We start from the raw sequence: 16,636 nt of genomic DNA on the forward strand, positions 1-16,636 counted from the left end.
CATTAATGGATTTAGTTCGTAAAAACACGTAACAGGACGGTTTACCACTCGCGCTCGATTTTAACCCCATGAATCAACAGGTTTCTTGGCGTAATACTGCGTTCGCAGAACTCTACAATCGAAGCTTCATAACCTTGTTCTTGAAGGTAGATAGCGCGATCTAAAGCCAGCCATATCTCTAAAGGTCTTCTAAAGACTTGTTGAACCAAACTCAGCTTTTCCATTTCCCAGAAAAGCGCTTCGCCTTGAACTAAATAAGAGTCAAAATCAATCTCTGAACCCAGCGATAGCTCTTTCACTTCAGATGCCCAGCGGCAGAAGGATTCAAAACCCTCAGCTAACTCTGATTTTTTGATGCTCGGTACAGGGATGTATTCGTCAATATGGAGTTCAGCCTTAAGCAGTTGGCTAAAACCCAAACGGTAACTCATCTCTAGTTGACGATGTCTCTTTACTCTTTCACCACCAGTGACGGTTTCTTGAAGCGGGATTCTTAAATCGCTCTTACTTAACGTTAATACTGATTTTTTCGCGACAGAAGACATCGCTTGGTAGTTTTCGTCTCGAATAAGATGATAACAACAAGGGGAAATCGTGACCGCGGGTAGCCCGTGTGACACTGACTTTTTAACTAACTCAACATGAAGATCGCCACAAGCATGAAGGGCTACGGCATGTTGGTTTGAGTTAAACACATCATCGGCCTTGTCTGAAAACGCATCTCCTTGAACAAAATTCATCGCTAACTTTTGGTCATCCGCAATCTTTTGTCCGCTTTCGCATAACGATTGCTGCCATTCAAAGCTAGTGACTTTTTGATCCGATTGCTGAGATAGGATTCGACCAAGAAAGCCTTTACCAGAACACCATTCGAGCCACTCTTTGCCATGGTGATGGCCTAATGCAGCCTCGCCCATTGCGACAATTTGATGTAGCTTTCGACCAGGAATACCATCAGCAGTACCACGTGGGAGGTCTAAACCAACCAAAGCAGTGTTATCGAACTGGATGTTTTGGGTAGCAGTTTCTAATTCAGGTAGGAAACGAGTCAGTTCCTCAATCAAAAGCTGAGGCTGCTCTTTTAAGGTTTGAATGCTTTCATTATCTAAGCTTTCTAACCAATCAACGAGTGGACGATTGACCTCTTTCCACGGCTGCTGTTGAGTTTGGCATAGGTGAAAAGGCTCTGAACGCCAGTAAATCTGGTGCTCTAGCAAAAATGAATCGAGTATTTTAAATCGTGAATGCATGCTTCCCCCTATGATGCGTGGATTGTAGGGGTAAGAGGTCGAAATGGAAAGGCTCGATAAAGAAAACGAAAACTAAAAGCCCAAAAGAAAAACGGCCTGCAAATACAGGCCGAATAAGAATCTAGATTTACACGACGAGATTAACGAACTGGCAGCTCGATATCTTTAAACATCTCTTCGATCTCTTCATTCGATTTCAAAGAAATAGCTTGCTCAACCACAGGGCGAGTTAAGTGCGGTGCAAAACGCTCCATGAAATCAAACATGTAAGAACGCAAGAAGGTGCCTTTTCTAAAACCAATGCTGGTTGTGCTCGCACCAAATAGATGGCTCGCATCAATCGCAACCAAATCAGTATCTTGCTCGTGGTCAATAGCCATACTTGCAATTACACCAACACCAATGCCCATACGAACGTAGGTTTTGATTACGTCTGCATCGGTCGCAGTAAACACAACACGCGGTGTTAAACCTACTTTGTTAAACGCGGTATCAAGCTCAGAACGGCCAGTGAAACCAAATACATAAGTCACGAGAGAGTAAGCCGCAAGATCTTCGATCGTGATATTACGCTTCTGTGCCAGGGGATGATCTTTGGTCACGACGATCGAACGGTTCCAGTGGTAACAAGGCAGCATAATCGCATCTTGGTAAAGGTGTAGCGCTTCCGTTGCAATCGCAAAATTCGCTGTACCTTTAGCGACGGCTTCTGACATTTGGCTTGGCGTACCTTGGTGCATGTGAAGCGATACTTTTGGATAGCGCGCCGTGAAACCTTTAATCACATCAGGCAGTGCATAACGAGCTTGAGTATGAGTCGTTGAAATATTCAATGTACCCATCTCTGGATGTGTGTGTTCACCCGCTACCGCTTTAATGCTTTCAACGCGCGCCAAAATCTCTTGAGAGATACGAATGATATCCTCACCCGCTTGGGTAACCTGCGTTAGATGCTTGCCGCTACGCTCAAAAATCTGAATGCCTAGTTCGTCTTCAAGTAATCTAACTTGCTTACTAATGCCAGGCTGAGATGTGTACAAACTCTCTGCTGTAGCTGAAACATTTAGGTTATGGTTTACAACCTCAACAATGTACTTCAGTTGCTGTAACTTCATATCTAACCTCGTAATCCTTTACTCATTTCTGTGCTAACTTATTTGCAAAGAGAGCGTTATAGTCGCGTGTAATATAATTAATAGTTATAACGCTTCGAACACAAAAATGACAGGAAAATTGAGTTTTTCTAGCTTAACAAACAAAAACATCACTAACGCTTTGCAACCCAACCCTCATTCTCATACATTAGTTGGTAAGTTTTGATTGCCGATTTCGCTCAACAAGAGATAATCAGAAATTGCAATTTACGAGTGCCGATACACAATGGAATCGTGTATCCTCTCCAGTTAGCTATAGAAAATAATAAGCAGACTCAAATATATGAATATTGGTTTAATAATCGTCTTAGTAGCCGTTCTTTTGGTGTTAGTTTTAGGCTACAACATCATGCTTCAATATAAAGTTAAGGTAGAAACAGCGAAGAAACAGGAAGCTTCTCGTTATCTAACCATTATTGACGGTACAGAAGAACTGATTGGCAACGCTCATCACATGCCGTTTAGCCAAGATCTTCTTGTATGCTTAAACAATCGAATTCTTGATGCATTAGAAAACATGTATCAACTCGATCCAAAAAATAAGCAGCTTGCCCAACGCATTGAAAGCGTAAAACAACAAATCACTCAGCTAAAAGAGAACTACAAAGGTGGCGAGAGTACCGCTTTCCGCGTACCAAGTAGTGACAAGCAAGCGATCATGATGCTTAAGTTAGTTAAACGCCTGCGTGATACGGTGCGCAACGAGCACAATAAAGGCCGTTTCGAGACTCAAGCTTATGTGGTTGAAAATGCTCGCCTAGAAACAATTCAAATCCGTATTAACATTGAAAATGTTATCAAACGTGCAAACGATTCGATTTCTCGCGGACAACCGGGAACAGCGATTCAGCTATTACGCAAAGGTATTGATGCTTTGGCGACTAAGAACGACTCGTACTCTAATCAAGCCAAAGAAAAGCTTCAACAGATGCTTAACGAGCTTGACCAGAAACGCCAAGACAAAAACGCTCAAGATTTGCAGCAGATGGAATCTAAAGAACGAGAAGACGATATGGATGCCCTCTTCGGTCAGAAGAAGAAATGGTAACAGTCTAACTCAACACTTAAAGGCCGCCTTATTTACATTAAATAGGCGGCCTTTTTTGTAGCTGTTGAATTTCCTTTCTCTGTATAGGGAGATCTCTTGAGCTGTGATAAAATCCCCGCATTATCAACAAACTTTCCCTGACCATGTATCAAGAATTACTCGCTCCAATCCACTCTTTTCTTAAAGCCGAAACGCCAGATTCATGGATAGATGAAGCCAAAAAGCCAGAAAATCTTCACATCATTCTACGCGATCACATGCTGTGTGAACTTAAGGCGGCACAGAGTGCTTTATTCCTTATTCGCAAGTACGCCGTCGATAAAGAAAGCGCGAAGCAACTGAATGAATGGATTTTGCCATACGAGCAATTTGCTTACCGTCGTATCGGAGACTTAGAGTCTCTGCGTGGTAAAAGCAACGTATCCAAGCAAATCACAGCGAAAGAAGGCTGTAATTACGGTGCTGACCTAATCGATAAGATGGTTTTACTGATCAAAGAAGAGCTGCATCACTTCTACCAAGTCATGGAGTTGATGGAGAAGAAAGGCGTGACTTACCAGCCAATCGAGGCGGGTCGTTACGCTAAGGGCTTGATCAAACAAGTTAAGACTTACGAGCCTGATGCTCTGGTTGATAAGCTTATCATCGGTGCGTTTATTGAAGCTCGCTCTTGTGAGCGCTTCGCTAAATTGGCTCCTTTCTTGGAAGAAGACATGGAGAAGTTTTACGTGTCTCTACTTCGTTCAGAAGCTCGCCACTACCAAGATTACCTTGAGCTAGCAGAACAGATCGCAGGGAAAGATATTTCAGAGCGTATTTCGCATTTTGCTCAAGTAGAAGCTGATCTTATCACTTCAGAAGACAGCGACTTCAAATTCCATAGTGGTGCTCCGGTTTAGGCTCCACACAGAACATTCAGTCCAGTTTAGACTAATCCAGACTAAAAAATTAAGGCCAGCAATTTGCTGGCCTTCTTTATTTATATCTCAATCCAAATATAGACTTAAGCAAGCGTACCGTTGATCTCTGCAAGTACAGCAGCAGGGTCTATAGCTTGCGTAATCGGACGACCAATAACAAGGTAGTCTGAACCTGATTCAATCGCTTTAGAAGGCGTCATGATGCGCTTCTGGTCACCAACATCTGCGCCGACAGGACGAATACCTGGAGTAACTAGCTTGAACTCTTGACCAAGTGCACCTTTAAGCAAAGAAGCCTCTTGTGCAGAACATACAACACCGTCTAAGCCAGAGTTTTTCGTTAGAGAAGCCAAGCGCATCACGTGTTGTTGTGGTTCAAGATCCAGACCGATACCCGCTAAGTCAGATTGCTCCATACTGGTGAGTACCGTTACACCGATTAACAGTGGACGATCTTTGCCATAAGGTTCTAAGATTTCGCGAGAAGCCGTCATCATACGCTCACCGCCACTTGCGTGTACGTTCACCATCCAAACACCCAGTTCAGCGGCAGCACGGACTGCTTTTGAACATGTGTTCGGGATGTCGTGGAATTTAAGGTCTAAAAATACTGAGAAACCACGCTTATGTAATTCACGAACAAATTCAGGGCCAAACAGGGTAAACATCTCTTTGCCCACTTTTAGGCGGCAAGATGCTGGGTCAATTCGATCGACAAAGGCTAACGCATCCGCTTGATTATCATAATCCAAGGCTACAATGATTTTTTGGTCGTTCATTTCATCTCCTAACGCAGTTAACTTTCTAAAAATTTCTAATCACCTAAGCAGGTGATAAATAACAGTCATAAAAATGCAGCCCGAAAGCTGCAATTAATAATTTGGTCTTAAAGTGACCACAAATCTATTCACCATCAAGCCCACGAATAGGCTTGATCGTCCCCCACCCTTTACATGAAGGGCAGTGCCAATACAAAGAGTGTGTCGAGAAACCACACTGACGACAACGGTAATGAGGCTTAACCTTAAGCTGTTCACCAACCATAGATTGAAGTGTGGTTAAGCTGTCTTTTGCTCGGCCTTCTTCTGCTTCCGCTAGGTGGTAATCGATTAATCGATAAAAACCTTTCATGGTTGGATTTTTAACAAGCTGCTTTGTCAGTAACTCTTGAGCAGAGCCTACATCTTCATGGTGAGCAACCAATTGCGCCAGCATCAGTTCGGCAGATACACCGGCTTTCTTCTGAATACACGCTTTGAGGAACTCGACCAATTGAGCTTCTTGTCCAAGCTTGTGGTAACACTCAGCAAGGGTTGGCAACACCTCACTGATAAAATCGATATCTTGTTCAAGTACCGATTCAAGACAATCAATTGTCTTTTGGTAATCTTCGTTCGCTAAGTGGAACTTCCCTAGTGCGATACTTGCGCGAACACATTTAGGGTCTTCAGAAAGCGCCTTCTTAAAATGCTGAAGCGCTTTAGAACGATTACCATCGGCTTGTTCTTGCATTGCAAGCTCACACCAGAAATGCGCGACTGTGGCACGCATCTTCATTTTTTTCTTGCCGAGCTTAACTAAGATATTTCCGTAATGGATAGCCTTGTTCCACTCACGGGTCTGCTGATAAATAGCCACCAACTGCTGTAAAGCGCCCTCTTTATGGTCAGGTTCTTCTACAAGTTGTTCAAAGATTTTTTCAGCGCGATCAAGGAAGCCAGAGACCATGTAGTCTTTAGCTAATTGTTGCAGTGCGAGATTTTTCTGATCGAGGGTAAGCCCCGAACGAGAGATGAGATTTTGGTGAATACGAATAGCGCGGTCGACTTCGCCTCTTGAGCGGAACAAGTTGCCCAAAGCCAAGTGAGTATCGATGGTTTCATTGTCTACTTGAAGCAGTTCAATAAAGTGATCAACCGCTTTGTCAGATTGATCTGACAGTAATAGGTTCAAACCCGTCACGTATTGACGGGAGATCTGGTGTGATTGCTTTTGTTTTTCTTGCTGAGCGTTACGATTACCCATATACCAGCCATAAGCGGCTGCGATGGGCAAAAGTAAGAACAGTAACTCTAACATCAAATATAGCCTTTAAGCTTTAGTATCAGCAGGGACCTGCTTTGATTGCTTATTGAGTTGCTTCTTCAAGCGATGAATTTTTAGCTGAGACCGCATGTGCATATTACCAAAGACTAACCAAGCAAGGGCGAAGCCTGAAACGAATACAACACCTAATAAACTTGATAGGTGGAAGTCACCTTGCGCTAGCAGATAGTTGAAATTCACAGTTGTTTGGTTTTGAGAGCCTAAAGCCAGTGCAATTAGGAAAAGTGCGATAACGGCGACTATTTTTATAATTTTCATAGTTCATCACTCATTGGTTGGTTAGCTGTACGATTATGCAGGAAAATTACTAATCAGACCACCATATTATGGTCATAAAAAAGCGGCATACATTATAGTATGCCGCTTTTCTTAATTCCGATAAGTAGGCTACATTCCTGAGTTTACTCGTTCACGCAGCTCTTTACCTGGTTTGAAGTGAGGAACGTATTTACCTTCTAACTCAACCTTGTCACCAGTCTTTGGGTTACGTCCAACACGAGGCTCACGATAATGCAGAGAAAAGCTGCCAAAACCGCGAATTTCGATTCGATCACCACTTTCTAGTGTTGAAGCCATATGCTCTAAAATGTCTTTTACAGCGTCTTCAATTTCTTTTGCAGAAAGATGCGTTTGCTCAGCGCACAGTCTCTCAATCAATTCAGACTTAGTCATAGTTACCCTCGTTGGTTTTCTTTTTAGAAATTATAGACCTATCGGAAAAATAAGCAAAAAAAAAGGAGCCTTACGGCTCCTTTCTTGGCTAGATAGCTATAATTCTCTTAATGAGAAGCTATTATTCGCCTTTAGCAGCTTTGAATGCGTCTGCCATTGCGTTACCGAACGCGCCTTCTTCAGACTTGTTCAGTGAAGCCATTGCTTCTTGCTCATCAGCTTCATCTTTAGCTTTGATAGATAGGTTGATTACGCGGTTCTTACGGTCTACACCAGTGAACTTCGCTTCAACGCTGTCGCCAACGCTTAGGATTAGAGATGCATCTTCGATACGGTCGCGAGAAACTTCAGAAGCGCGGATGTAACCTTCAACGCCTTCGATTAGCTCGATAGTAGCGCCTTTCGCGTCAACTGCAGTAACAGTACCGTTTACAAGAACACCTTTCTTGTTGTCAGCAACGTATGCGTTGAACGGGTCGTTTTCCATTTGCTTAACGCCAAGAGAAATACGCTCACGCTCTGCATCTACTGCTAGAACAACAGCAGAGATTTCGTCGCCTTTCTTGTATTCACGTACAGCTTCTTCGCCGGCAGCGTTCCAAGAAATGTCAGATAGGTGTACAAGACCGTCGATACCGCCTTCTAGACCGATGAAGATACCAAAGTCAGTGATAGACTTGATCTTACCAGTAACTTTGTCGCCCTTAGCTTGCATTTCTGCAAATGACTGCCATGGGTTAGCTTTACACTGTTTCAGACCTAGAGAGATACGACGACGTTCTTCGTCGATATCAAGAACCATAACCTCAACTTCGTCGCCAACATTAACAACTTTAGAAGGGTGGATGTTCTTGTTAGTCCAATCCATTTCAGAAACGTGTACTAGACCTTCAACGCCTTCTTCGATTTCAACGAAGCAGCCGTAGTCAGTTAGGTTTGTAACACGACCAGAAAGCTTGTGACCTTCTGGGTAACGCTTAGCGATTGCTACCCATGGATCTTCGCCTAGTTGCTTAAGACCTAGTGAAACACGAGTGCGCTCACGATCGAACTTAAGAACTTTAACTAGGATTTCGTCACCAACGTTAACGATCTCTGATGGGTGCTTAACGCGCTTCCAAGCCATATCTGTGATATGTAGAAGACCGTCAACACCGCCAAGGTCAACGAATGCACCGTAGTCAGTAAGGTTCTTAACGATACCTTTAACTTCAGTACCTTCTTGTAGAGTTTCAAGAAGTTCGTCACGCTCAACACTGTTTTCAGATTCGATAACAGCACGACGAGAAACAACAACGTTGTTACGCTTCTGGTCTAGCTTGATTACTTTGAACTCTAGCTCTTTGTTTTCTAGGTGAGCAGTGTCACGGATAGGACGTACGTCTACTAGAGAACCAGGAAGGAAAGCACGGATACCGTTAAGTTCAACAGTGAAACCGCCTTTAACTTTACCGTTGATGATACCAACAACAGTTTCAGCTTCTTCGCAAGCTTTCTCAAGTACGATCCAAGCTTCGTGACGCTTAGCTTTCTCACGAGAAAGTTGAGTTTCACCGAAACCATCTTCAACAGCGTCTAGAGCTACGTCTACTTCAGCACCAACTTCAACTTCAAGTTCGCCAGCAGCGTTCTTGAATTGTTCAGCAGGGATAGCAGATTCAGACTTAAGACCAGCGTCTACAAGAACGAAACCGTTCTCGATAGCTACTACAGTACCTTTAACGATGCTGCCTTGTTGGAATTCAGTTTCAGATAGAAACTCTTCAAAGAGTTGAGCAAAAGATTCAGTCATTATTTAATCTTCAATAATTAAACGTCCATGGGTATCCTACCGCATGGGGTTGATAAATTCGCCGGTCATCATCCTTGCGACCAACGTTCGTACTAGCTCGGCGAAATTACCCAGCCAGTTTCGATTCAATATAGTGTAGTGCTTTTTCTACTACCTGCTCAATATTCATTGAGGTGGAATCAAGCACTAGAGCATCCTCTGCAGGGCGAAGTGGCGCCACTGGGCGATTACGATCTCGGTCGTCTCGCTCTTGGATCTCGCTCAAAAGGTCGTCAAATTTAACATCTAACCCCTTCTGTTGCAACTGTTTAAGGCGGCGACTCGCACGCTCTTCAGCACTTGCATCTAAAAATATTTTCGCTTCAGCTTCAGGAAACACAACCGTTCCCATGTCACGACCATCTGCAACCAAACCAGGCGCAGCGCTGAATGCACGTTGACGACGAAGCAGTGCTTCGCGAACGCGAGGTAAAGCAGCAACTTTTGAAGCCGCCATGCCTGTCTCTTCTTTACGAAGTTCACCAGACACATCTTCACCTTCTAGGATAACCTTAACTAAGTCGCCTTCAGCAATAAACTGCACGTCTAAGTGTGTAGCAAGCGGTACTAAAGCATCCTCTGATTCAGTATCCACACCATGGTGAATTGCCGCTAAAGCCAATACGCGATAGATCGCGCCTGAGTCTAGAAGATGAAAGCCTAGCTTATCTGCTAGCAACATACACAGGGTACCTTTACCTGCACCACTTGGTCCATCAACCGTAATCACTGGGCTTTGAGAAGGCATCTTTTACTCCACGTTTTGTCGTAAGTTTTATTCTGTACTAGCGATTCGCCACTACTTTATAGGCGGCATATTATAGAGAAAAATTGGAACTCGAGCGAGGTAAATCTCAGATAATTCCGTGTTGATGATGCATAAACCAATGCAACTATCCCAATATCCGTTTGCTTAGGTCAATAAGACACACACGCGCTTTTCGATAGCGCACTTTTCGGTAGATAGAAAAAAGCCTCGCAATAAGCAAGGCTCATGATTTTTCATTTTGTAGAGCAAAGAAGAACTCGCTCAAAGAAGCTTAGCCAATAATAGCTCGAACCGCTTCTAGGTCTTCAGGCGTATCAACACCAGCAGCCGGTGCTTCCGCCGCAACGTCTACGTGGATTTTTTCACCGTACCAAAGTACTCGTAATTGCTCTAGGCACTCAATACGTTCAAGAGTGCTTGGTTCCCAATTAATGTAGGTATTGATAAAACCCGCTCGGTAAGCATAGATACCAATATGACGAAGCAAAGGAGATTCCGCGGCAGTACCGTTGTTCGCGTAAGCATCGCGATCCCAAGGGATGGTTGCTCGGCTAAAATACAAGGCGTAACCTTCTTTATCGGTTACAACTTTAACGGCATTAGGGTTAAACACTTCATCAGCATGAGTAATTTCCACACCTAACGTTGCCATCGGGGCTGTACTGTTAGCAAGATTGTTGGCAACCTGATTAATGATTGAAGGTGGGATAAGTGGCTCATCACCTTGAACATTCACGATAATATGATCATCAGGAATATTCATAACTTCAATCACTTCAGCTAGGCGTTCAGTGCCCGATTCGTGATTCGGTGATGTCATACAAACGGTCGCGCCAAATGCTTTAGCCGCTTTTTCAACTCGAGCGTCGTCGGTAGCGATAATAACGTTATCGGCACCCGCTTTCATTGACTGTTCGTATACCCATTGAATCATCGGCTTTCCACCAATGTCAGCAAGTGGCTTCCCTGGTAAACGGCTCGATTGGTATCTTGCAGGTATAACAACCGTATAAGACATTACTTACCCTCATCCATAGAAACGGTGCGAGCTTCAGGTTCTAAAAGAACAGGAATACCCTCTTTAATTGGGTAAGCAAGGCGATCAATTTTACAAACAAGCTCTTGCTTATCCTTGTCAAAAGTTAGTTTACCTTTACATACAGGGCAAGCAACGATCTCAAGTAGACGGTGATCCATAGTATTCCATAACCTCTTTTATTCTTTTTAAAATTTGCTGTTGCGAATCTTCATCAAACTGCGCAGAAACTGGAAGATACCACCAGTTATCTTGCGCATATTCTTCGCATTTTACAGCGTCTTTTTCTGTCATAATCAGATTCATACCTTTATTAGCTAAGGCATGAAGTTCATCTTTATCAAAATCTTGATGGTCGGAGAAGCCCTGTGTGAAAACCACATCACCATCAAGATCTTCCAATGTTTTAAAAAAGCGCGGTGGGTGGCCAATACCGGCAAAAGCCACCAGCTTGTGTAATTTTGCCACAGACCTTTTCTGACCAGTCTTTAGGTTAACTGCTTGGCTTGGAAGCAAAGACATCGAGAACTCTCGACCGTGCGCTTTACCGCCATTGTTTACCAAAAAGTCGACTTCATCTAAACGAGAAACCGGCTCTCGTAATGGACCTAAAGGAATCAAACTCTCACTACCAAAGCGTCTTGCGCCGTCGATAACTGCAAATTCAATGTCGCGTTCAAGCGCGTAATGCTGAAGGCCATCGTCAGTGATAATCACATCAACGCCTTTGCTCAGCAATGCTTTCACTGCGTTAGCTCGCACAGGGTCGACTGCGACTGGCGCACCAGTTCGCTTACGAATCAAGCGAGGTTCATCACCCGAATGCTCAGCTGGGGTATTTTCATCCAACACCAACGGATAGCTTGGTGCTTTTGCACCGTAGCCACGAGATACGACTCCGGGTTTAAAGCCGTGAGCCTGAAGCATCTCAACTAACCAAATCACAACCGGTGTTTTACCATTTCCACCAGCAGTAATATTGCCCACAACAATAACAGGTAAAGGCGGGCGGTAGGTCTCTTTATTCCCTGAGAGATAAGCGTCACGACGCCGACTACTGATCATTTTGAACAGCAGACTCAGTGGCCACAAAAGCGGCCAGAGAAGATATTTCAACGGGTGATTGTTAAACCAAATCTTTTCGATCACAACAAGACCTAATTTATCCGCTGAACTGAATTCGGTGTAATTGTGCATAAGCACCATCATGCGCGATTAGCTCAGCATGTGCGCCCCTTTCTACAATATGTCCATCATCAACCACTAGAATTTCATCAGCTTGCTCGATGGTAGAGAGTCTGTGTGCGATAACTAATACTGTTTTGTCTTTCTGCAGTTCTTCTAGTGCAGATTGAATAGCTCTCTCTGACTCTGTATCCAGTGCAGACGTTGCCTCATCAAGAATCAAAACCGGTGCATCTCTCAATAGCGCTCGTGCAATCGCAATACGCTGTCTTTGACCACCAGATAGACTCGCGCCATTCTCGCCCACAACCGTATCAATGCCATTTTCCATACCATCGATAAACTCACTTGCATGAGCAAGCTTAGCCGCGTATTCGATCTGTTCACGTGAATACTGTTCTTCTGCTGCGTAAGCGATGTTGTTAGCCACCGTATCGTTAAACAGATGTACATTTTGAGAAACGAGCGCAAAGTGCTCACGCAGATTTCTCAATTCGTAATCACGAATGTCGTGGCCATCAAGCTCAATTGAACCAGAGTCTACGTCATAAAAACGAGTAAATAGGTTGGCAATGGTACTCTTACCCGAACCCGATCGCCCAACAAGCGCAACCGTTTTACCTTTCGGTATATTAAAGCTGACCTTATCAAGTGCTGGTTTTTCTGCACCGTCATAAGTAAACGTGACATCTTTTACTGCAACTTCACCCGTTACAGTTTCAGGTTTCAACGTTCCTTTGTTTTGCTCGGTATCTAGATCCATCAAGCCAAATAGAGTCGTACTCGCAGCCATACCACGTTGGAATTCAGACGTTACGTTAGTTAACGCCTTTAGCGGACGTAATAGACCAAACATTGCAGAGAAGACAACGGTAAACGTACCAGGAGTAAGCTCGGCTTTAATAGAATCGACACTAGCAAGGAATAGAACAACAACAATCGCAACTGATGCGATCATTTGAATAATCGGGTTAGCGGCCGCTTGAGCAGTGATTAACTTCATGCTTTGTTGGCGCATTTGGTTACTAACTTTATCAAAGCGGTGTTTTTCTAGATCTTGACCACCGTAAGTTAGAACCACTTTATGCCCTTTCAGCATTTGTTCAGCTGAAGAAGCAACGTGACCCATGCTAGTTTGCATGTTCTTAGAGATCTTTCTGAATCGCTTCGATACGATACTGATCGCCCACGCAACCAAAGGCGCTACAGCAAATAACACCAAAGATAACTGCCAACTATTCCAGAACATCAGCGTCAACAAGCCAATAATACTTGCACCTTCACGGACAATACTGACTAACGCTTTACTGGTTGCTGCAGACACTTGCTCTGAATCGTAAGTAATTCGAGATAGCAATGCGCCTGTCTGTTCTTTATCGAAGAAAGAAACAGGCATGTGCATGAAATGGCTGAAAATCTTACGACGAATTTCCATCACCACATTGCCAGAGACCCAACTCAAGCAATAGGTTGAAACAAAGCCACTGACGCCACGAACGAACATCATGGCAAAGATAATAAGTGGAAGTGTACGTAAAAAGTCAGATTCAGCATTACCAAAGCCTTCATCAAGTAACGGTTTTAGTAAGGAAATCATATAGGTATCAGAAACGGCATTTATAATAAGCGCAATTACCGCAACACCTAGGCCGGCCTTATATAATCGAATATAAGTCCAAAGTCTTTTAAATGTGACCCAGGTAGTTTCATCTGTTTGTGTTGACATAGAATCGCTTAATTTTCTCACAATAATCTATCTATTCTACTCCCTTACGGAGCATCTGCCTATACCACTGCCCGCCTTGTTGTTCTCTAATCGCATGATATTGCCAACCTTCTTTGCTAAGAGTGATGGTTATTTGTCCGCTTTCTCCAGTATCTAGCCAAGTACTCCCCGCTTCCTGATAACGTTCAATAACAAACTCACTCGGCATTCCCCACTGGTTGCCTTTGGCAAGAGAAGCTATCGCCAGCTGAGGAGACACCGCCTCAATAAACGACTTAATCGATGACGAATCGCTGCCATGATGCGGAACCAACATAACATCACTCCTTAGCTGTTCTCCTTCACGAGCAAGTAACCACTCACTTACCAGTTCAATATCACCAGTGAGCAACATTGAGAAATCAGCACTATGATCTGAGATCTTGACCACACACGAATGTGGGTTATACGCCCTCTTTACTTGCTTAGGCGGCCACAACACCTCAAAAACAACATCTTGCCAGTTCCAAACCTCTCCAATAGTACATGTTTGAATATTAGACGGGGCTTGAGTGATAGATTGGCGTTCTTGAATAATGTTCTGACTGGTTCTTATCCACTTTGGCGTATAGTTCTCAAGTAATGCCGGATAACCACCAGCATGGTCAGAATCGAAATGACTCACAATCACGCCTTCTAATTCATAAATCCCCCGCTGATTCAAAGTAGGAATCAACAAAGACTCAACAACCGAGCCTCCTGGCCACGCATTGCCAAGATCATAAACAACAATCTGATTGTTCTTTTCCAAGACCAAAGACAACCCATGCCCAACATCCAAGATATCAATAGTTAGTTTGTCTTGCTGGGGTTTGCTGAACTCCCACCACAGCACAAACACTGCAGTTACCAATATCGATAATGTTCGCTTGAAATACCGACTAACAAAGCTCAAAAACAAGATAAGGAATACTGATAATGCAATCGTCTGATTATCGACTTGGATCCAAAATCGCTCAGAGAAAGGAAGACTAAATACGAGAGGCTCAAGCGATAAGTCGACTAACTTCCACAGCTGACTGACCAAATCATTGTCTAGCGCTGTTATACCAACCACGCCAGACACTGACTCCGATATTAAGCTTAGAAACATTGCCAGAAACAACAGCGGGATCGTCACCATCGATACCCAAGGCAAAAGGAACAAGTTGTAGAAAACAGAGACTAAACTGACTCCTTTGAAAAACAACATCGAGGAAGGCGCGATAAGGAATGTCAGCATCAGTTGAAGCTTAATAAGTTGGAGTGCGTAGTCGATAAATGTAAAGCTTGAAGCTGAGCGCTGAGTATTACAGGCGATATAGAAAACAGCGCCCAATGCACCAAAGGACAACCAAAAACTGCTCGACAAAGCTGAAAACGGCCAAATCAGCAGAACCACGCACACACTTAAAGTAACATACCGAAGCAAACTGATATTTTGCCCACGCCACAAGAAATAACTCGCGATAACGCACATCACCAAAGCTCTCAAAGTTGGCAGCGTGAATCCAGCAAACCAACTATAGAAATACGCCAAGCCGAGCCCGAATATTGTAGGTAACCAAAGAAATGAAGGGGAAAGTAACCTTAGTATCTTGCCAATCTGATAGCCGATACCAAAGGCAATCCCAATATGCAGCCCCGAAATAGCCATCAAGTGAATCAGGCCACTGCTTTTAAGCATATCCCACCGCTGAGGCGGAATAAGGTCTCGATATCCAAAACTCAAAGCGATAATGAGATCTTGATTTGCCAGCAGACTTAACCTTTCAAGGCTGGCTTCAAACCATTGGGCGCGTAAGTTGGTGCTAGAATGAATTCGGTACTTGGTATCTGCTCTGTAAGTTGCATTGGCAACCACGCCAGCACTAAACAAGTACTTTTCTCGGTCAAAGCCGGCTTCGTTGAGTTTGCCCCATATCGGCTTTATTGAGGCCGATAAATAGACATCATCTCCAAGCGTTAGCTTGAAAGGAGTAAACAAACGCAATTTTATCAATTGAGGAAAGATTAATTTTTCTCCGCCAATTGATCTGACTACTATTACGCTTTCAAAACCGTGGCTATTTTCACTAAAAAGGCTAACAACCGACGCATTTATGGTAGTATTCTGCCCTGATTGGAATAAGCGACTCGTTTGTATTTCAATCGCATTCCCTAGGCAGATAACTAGTATCAATGCTGTTACTGGACCTCTTGCACTCCGGAAAACGCTATACTTTGTTGGTGCTAGCTGTAACAACAGCATCAATGGTGCCCAAACCCAATGTGGCATCACAGGCCAGAAGCTGGCAGACACAACTGTCGCAGCAAATGAAATCAAGAACCAAGTGTTAAACAAGAGAGTAGCTTCCTCCTATGCCAAGAAAGTTTATCAAACGATTTATGCCTGACCATGATCTAATCAAGCGTCAGAAAGCATTGAAAGTTTTTGGCAATGTTTTGTACAACCCCAACTTATGGTGCCTTAATCGTCGCTCTGCGGCTGGCGCGTTTGCTGTTGGGTTATTCATGGCGTTTGTCCCTCTACCAAGTCAAATGATTATGTCTGCAGGCCTTGCTGTCGCATGTGGCGTTAACCTGCCTTTAGCTGTCGCACTTGTTTGGATCAGTAACCCGGTTACCATGCCTGTCCTCTTCTACTTTGCTTATAAAGTCGGGGCGTTTGTTATGCATGTGCCACCGCAAGCCTTCCATTTCGAATTGTCTTGGGACTTCATATTGGCGCAAATGAGCACTATAGGGCCTCCGTTCTTATTGGGTTGTCTGATTTGTGGCGTGGTTTCAGCAATGATTGGCTACTTTGGTATTCGCGGTTTATGGCGCTACTCAGTAGTAAGAAGTTGGAAGAAGCGACAAGCAAGGCACTGAACGCCATTTCTTGTTATTCAATCTAACCTTGTATGCGCTTCACTTAA

At 43.8% G+C, this 16,636-nt stretch carries 16 protein-coding genes; 3 read left to right on the forward strand and 13 right to left on the reverse strand.

Going from position 1 to position 16,636, the window contains the following annotated elements; all coding sequences use genetic code 11:
- Positions 1-41 precede the first annotated feature (41 nt).
- Together AB4133_RS02815 and cysB are read right to left on the reverse strand one after the other, a co-directional pair.
- A complete protein-coding gene (locus AB4133_RS02815) occupies positions 42-1,250 on the reverse strand; it encodes a methyltransferase (RefSeq protein ID WP_372223913.1) in 1,209 nt (402 codons plus the stop codon).
- A 140-nt stretch (positions 1,251-1,390) separates the two neighbouring features.
- Positions 1,391-2,365, reverse strand: coding sequence for an HTH-type transcriptional regulator CysB (cysB, locus tag AB4133_RS02820; RefSeq protein WP_017060244.1), 975 nt, complete (start codon positions 2,363-2,365; stop codon positions 1,391-1,393).
- A gap of 322 nt (positions 2,366-2,687) precedes the next feature.
- Here cysB and AB4133_RS02825 point away from each other — a divergent pair, with 322 nt between their 5' ends.
- Positions 2,688-3,452 carry a hypothetical protein gene (locus AB4133_RS02825; protein WP_017060243.1) on the forward strand — a complete coding sequence of 255 codons (765 nt, stop codon included), beginning with the start codon at positions 2,688-2,690 and terminating at the stop codon, positions 3,450-3,452.
- Between the two features lie 143 nt (positions 3,453-3,595).
- Complete coding sequence (gene miaE, locus AB4133_RS02830; RefSeq protein WP_017060242.1) at positions 3,596-4,351, forward strand: tRNA isopentenyl-2-thiomethyl-A-37 hydroxylase MiaE; 756 nt, start codon at positions 3,596-3,598, stop codon at positions 4,349-4,351.
- 104 nt (positions 4,352-4,455) lie between these two features.
- Here the strand turns inward: miaE and pyrF are convergent, their stop codons facing one another.
- From pyrF to AB4133_RS02885, 11 genes are all read right to left on the reverse strand, one after another.
- On the reverse strand, positions 4,456-5,151 hold the full coding sequence (gene pyrF, locus AB4133_RS02835) for an orotidine-5'-phosphate decarboxylase (protein ID WP_017060241.1): 696 nt from the start codon (positions 5,149-5,151) through the stop codon (positions 4,456-4,458).
- Positions 5,152-5,275: 124 nt separating this feature from the next.
- Positions 5,276-6,451 carry a lipopolysaccharide assembly protein LapB gene (gene lapB / locus AB4133_RS02840; RefSeq protein WP_017060240.1) on the reverse strand — a complete coding sequence of 392 codons (1,176 nt, stop codon included), beginning with the start codon at positions 6,449-6,451 and terminating at the stop codon, positions 5,276-5,278.
- Between the two features lie 12 nt (positions 6,452-6,463).
- Positions 6,464-6,736: a LapA family protein gene (locus AB4133_RS02845; RefSeq protein WP_017060239.1), complete on the reverse strand. Its 273-nt coding sequence runs from the start codon at positions 6,734-6,736 to the stop codon at positions 6,464-6,466.
- A 129-nt stretch (positions 6,737-6,865) separates the two neighbouring features.
- A complete protein-coding gene (ihfB, locus tag AB4133_RS02850; RefSeq protein ID WP_017060238.1) occupies positions 6,866-7,150 on the reverse strand; it encodes an integration host factor subunit beta in 285 nt (94 codons plus the stop codon).
- Between the two features lie 121 nt (positions 7,151-7,271).
- Positions 7,272-8,942, reverse strand: coding sequence for a 30S ribosomal protein S1 (rpsA, locus tag AB4133_RS02855; protein WP_010439921.1), 1,671 nt, complete (start codon positions 8,940-8,942; stop codon positions 7,272-7,274).
- Between the two features lie 106 nt (positions 8,943-9,048).
- The gene (gene cmk / locus AB4133_RS02860) at positions 9,049-9,729 is read right to left on the reverse strand and encodes a (d)CMP kinase (protein WP_017060237.1); all 681 of its coding nucleotides are present in this window, start codon (positions 9,727-9,729) and stop codon (positions 9,049-9,051) included.
- A 292-nt stretch (positions 9,730-10,021) separates the two neighbouring features.
- Positions 10,022-10,768: a 3-deoxy-manno-octulosonate cytidylyltransferase gene (gene kdsB, locus AB4133_RS02865; RefSeq protein ID WP_372223915.1), complete on the reverse strand. Its 747-nt coding sequence runs from the start codon at positions 10,766-10,768 to the stop codon at positions 10,022-10,024.
- Entirely contained in the window at positions 10,768-10,947 is a 180-nt protein-coding gene (locus AB4133_RS02870) for a Trm112 family protein (protein ID WP_004736429.1), read from the reverse strand. The genes kdsB and AB4133_RS02870 overlap by 1 nt, the downstream gene beginning before the upstream one ends.
- Positions 10,928-11,935: a tetraacyldisaccharide 4'-kinase gene (lpxK, locus tag AB4133_RS02875; RefSeq protein WP_136974234.1), complete on the reverse strand. Its 1,008-nt coding sequence runs from the start codon at positions 11,933-11,935 to the stop codon at positions 10,928-10,930. Before lpxK ends, AB4133_RS02870 begins: the two co-directional genes overlap by 20 nt.
- Positions 11,936-11,948: 13 nt before the next feature.
- A complete protein-coding gene (gene msbA / locus AB4133_RS02880; RefSeq protein ID WP_102321278.1) occupies positions 11,949-13,697 on the reverse strand; it encodes a lipid A ABC transporter ATP-binding protein/permease MsbA in 1,749 nt (582 codons plus the stop codon).
- A gap of 31 nt (positions 13,698-13,728) precedes the next feature.
- Entirely contained in the window at positions 13,729-16,059 is a 2,331-nt protein-coding gene (locus AB4133_RS02885) for a DNA internalization-related competence protein ComEC/Rec2 (RefSeq protein ID WP_372223917.1), read from the reverse strand.
- 17 nt (positions 16,060-16,076) lie between these two features.
- On the opposite strand from AB4133_RS02885, the gene AB4133_RS02890 reads away from it, so the two are divergent.
- Positions 16,077-16,589 (forward strand): DUF2062 domain-containing protein, encoded by a 513-nt coding sequence (locus tag AB4133_RS02890; protein WP_017060232.1) that lies wholly within the window; start codon positions 16,077-16,079, stop codon positions 16,587-16,589.
- Positions 16,590-16,636: the final 47 nt, after the last annotated feature.

Origin of the sequence: Vibrio sp. 10N.286.52.F8 (genome assembly GCF_041468745.1) — a bacterium.
Lineage (GTDB): Bacteria > Pseudomonadota > Gammaproteobacteria > Enterobacterales > Vibrionaceae > Vibrio > Vibrio crassostreae_C.

Excerpts from the sequence above, each read along its gene's own strand:
- kdsB (WP_372223915.1), bottom strand. The coding sequence starts at position 10,768 with ATGTCTTATACGGTTGTTATACCTGCAAGATACCAATCGAGCCGTTTA.
- msbA (WP_102321278.1), bottom strand. The coding sequence starts at position 13,697 with ATGTCAACACAAACAGATGAAACTACCTGGGTCACATTTAAAAGACTT.
- cmk (WP_017060237.1), bottom strand. The coding sequence starts at position 9,729 with ATGCCTTCTCAAAGCCCAGTGATTACGGTTGATGGACCAAGTGGTGCA.
- cysB (WP_017060244.1), bottom strand. The coding sequence starts at position 2,365 with ATGAAGTTACAGCAACTGAAGTACATTGTTGAGGTTGTAAACCATAAC.
- AB4133_RS02890 (WP_017060232.1), top strand. The coding sequence starts at position 16,077 with ATGCCAAGAAAGTTTATCAAACGATTTATGCCTGACCATGATCTAATC.
- AB4133_RS02845 (WP_017060239.1), bottom strand. The coding sequence starts at position 6,736 with ATGAAAATTATAAAAATAGTCGCCGTTATCGCACTTTTCCTAATTGCA.
- rpsA (WP_010439921.1), bottom strand. The coding sequence starts at position 8,942 with ATGACTGAATCTTTTGCTCAACTCTTTGAAGAGTTTCTATCTGAAACT.
- AB4133_RS02815 (WP_372223913.1), bottom strand. The coding sequence starts at position 1,250 with ATGCATTCACGATTTAAAATACTCGATTCATTTTTGCTAGAGCACCAG.
- AB4133_RS02870 (WP_004736429.1), bottom strand. The coding sequence starts at position 10,947 with ATGGATCACCGTCTACTTGAGATCGTTGCTTGCCCTGTATGTAAAGGT.
- lapB (WP_017060240.1), bottom strand. The coding sequence starts at position 6,451 with ATGTTAGAGTTACTGTTCTTACTTTTGCCCATCGCAGCCGCTTATGGC.
- pyrF (WP_017060241.1), bottom strand. The coding sequence starts at position 5,151 with ATGAACGACCAAAAAATCATTGTAGCCTTGGATTATGATAATCAAGCG.
- ihfB (WP_017060238.1), bottom strand. The coding sequence starts at position 7,150 with ATGACTAAGTCTGAATTGATTGAGAGACTGTGCGCTGAGCAAACGCAT.
- miaE (WP_017060242.1), top strand. The coding sequence starts at position 3,596 with ATGTATCAAGAATTACTCGCTCCAATCCACTCTTTTCTTAAAGCCGAA.
- AB4133_RS02825 (WP_017060243.1), top strand. The coding sequence starts at position 2,688 with ATGAATATTGGTTTAATAATCGTCTTAGTAGCCGTTCTTTTGGTGTTA.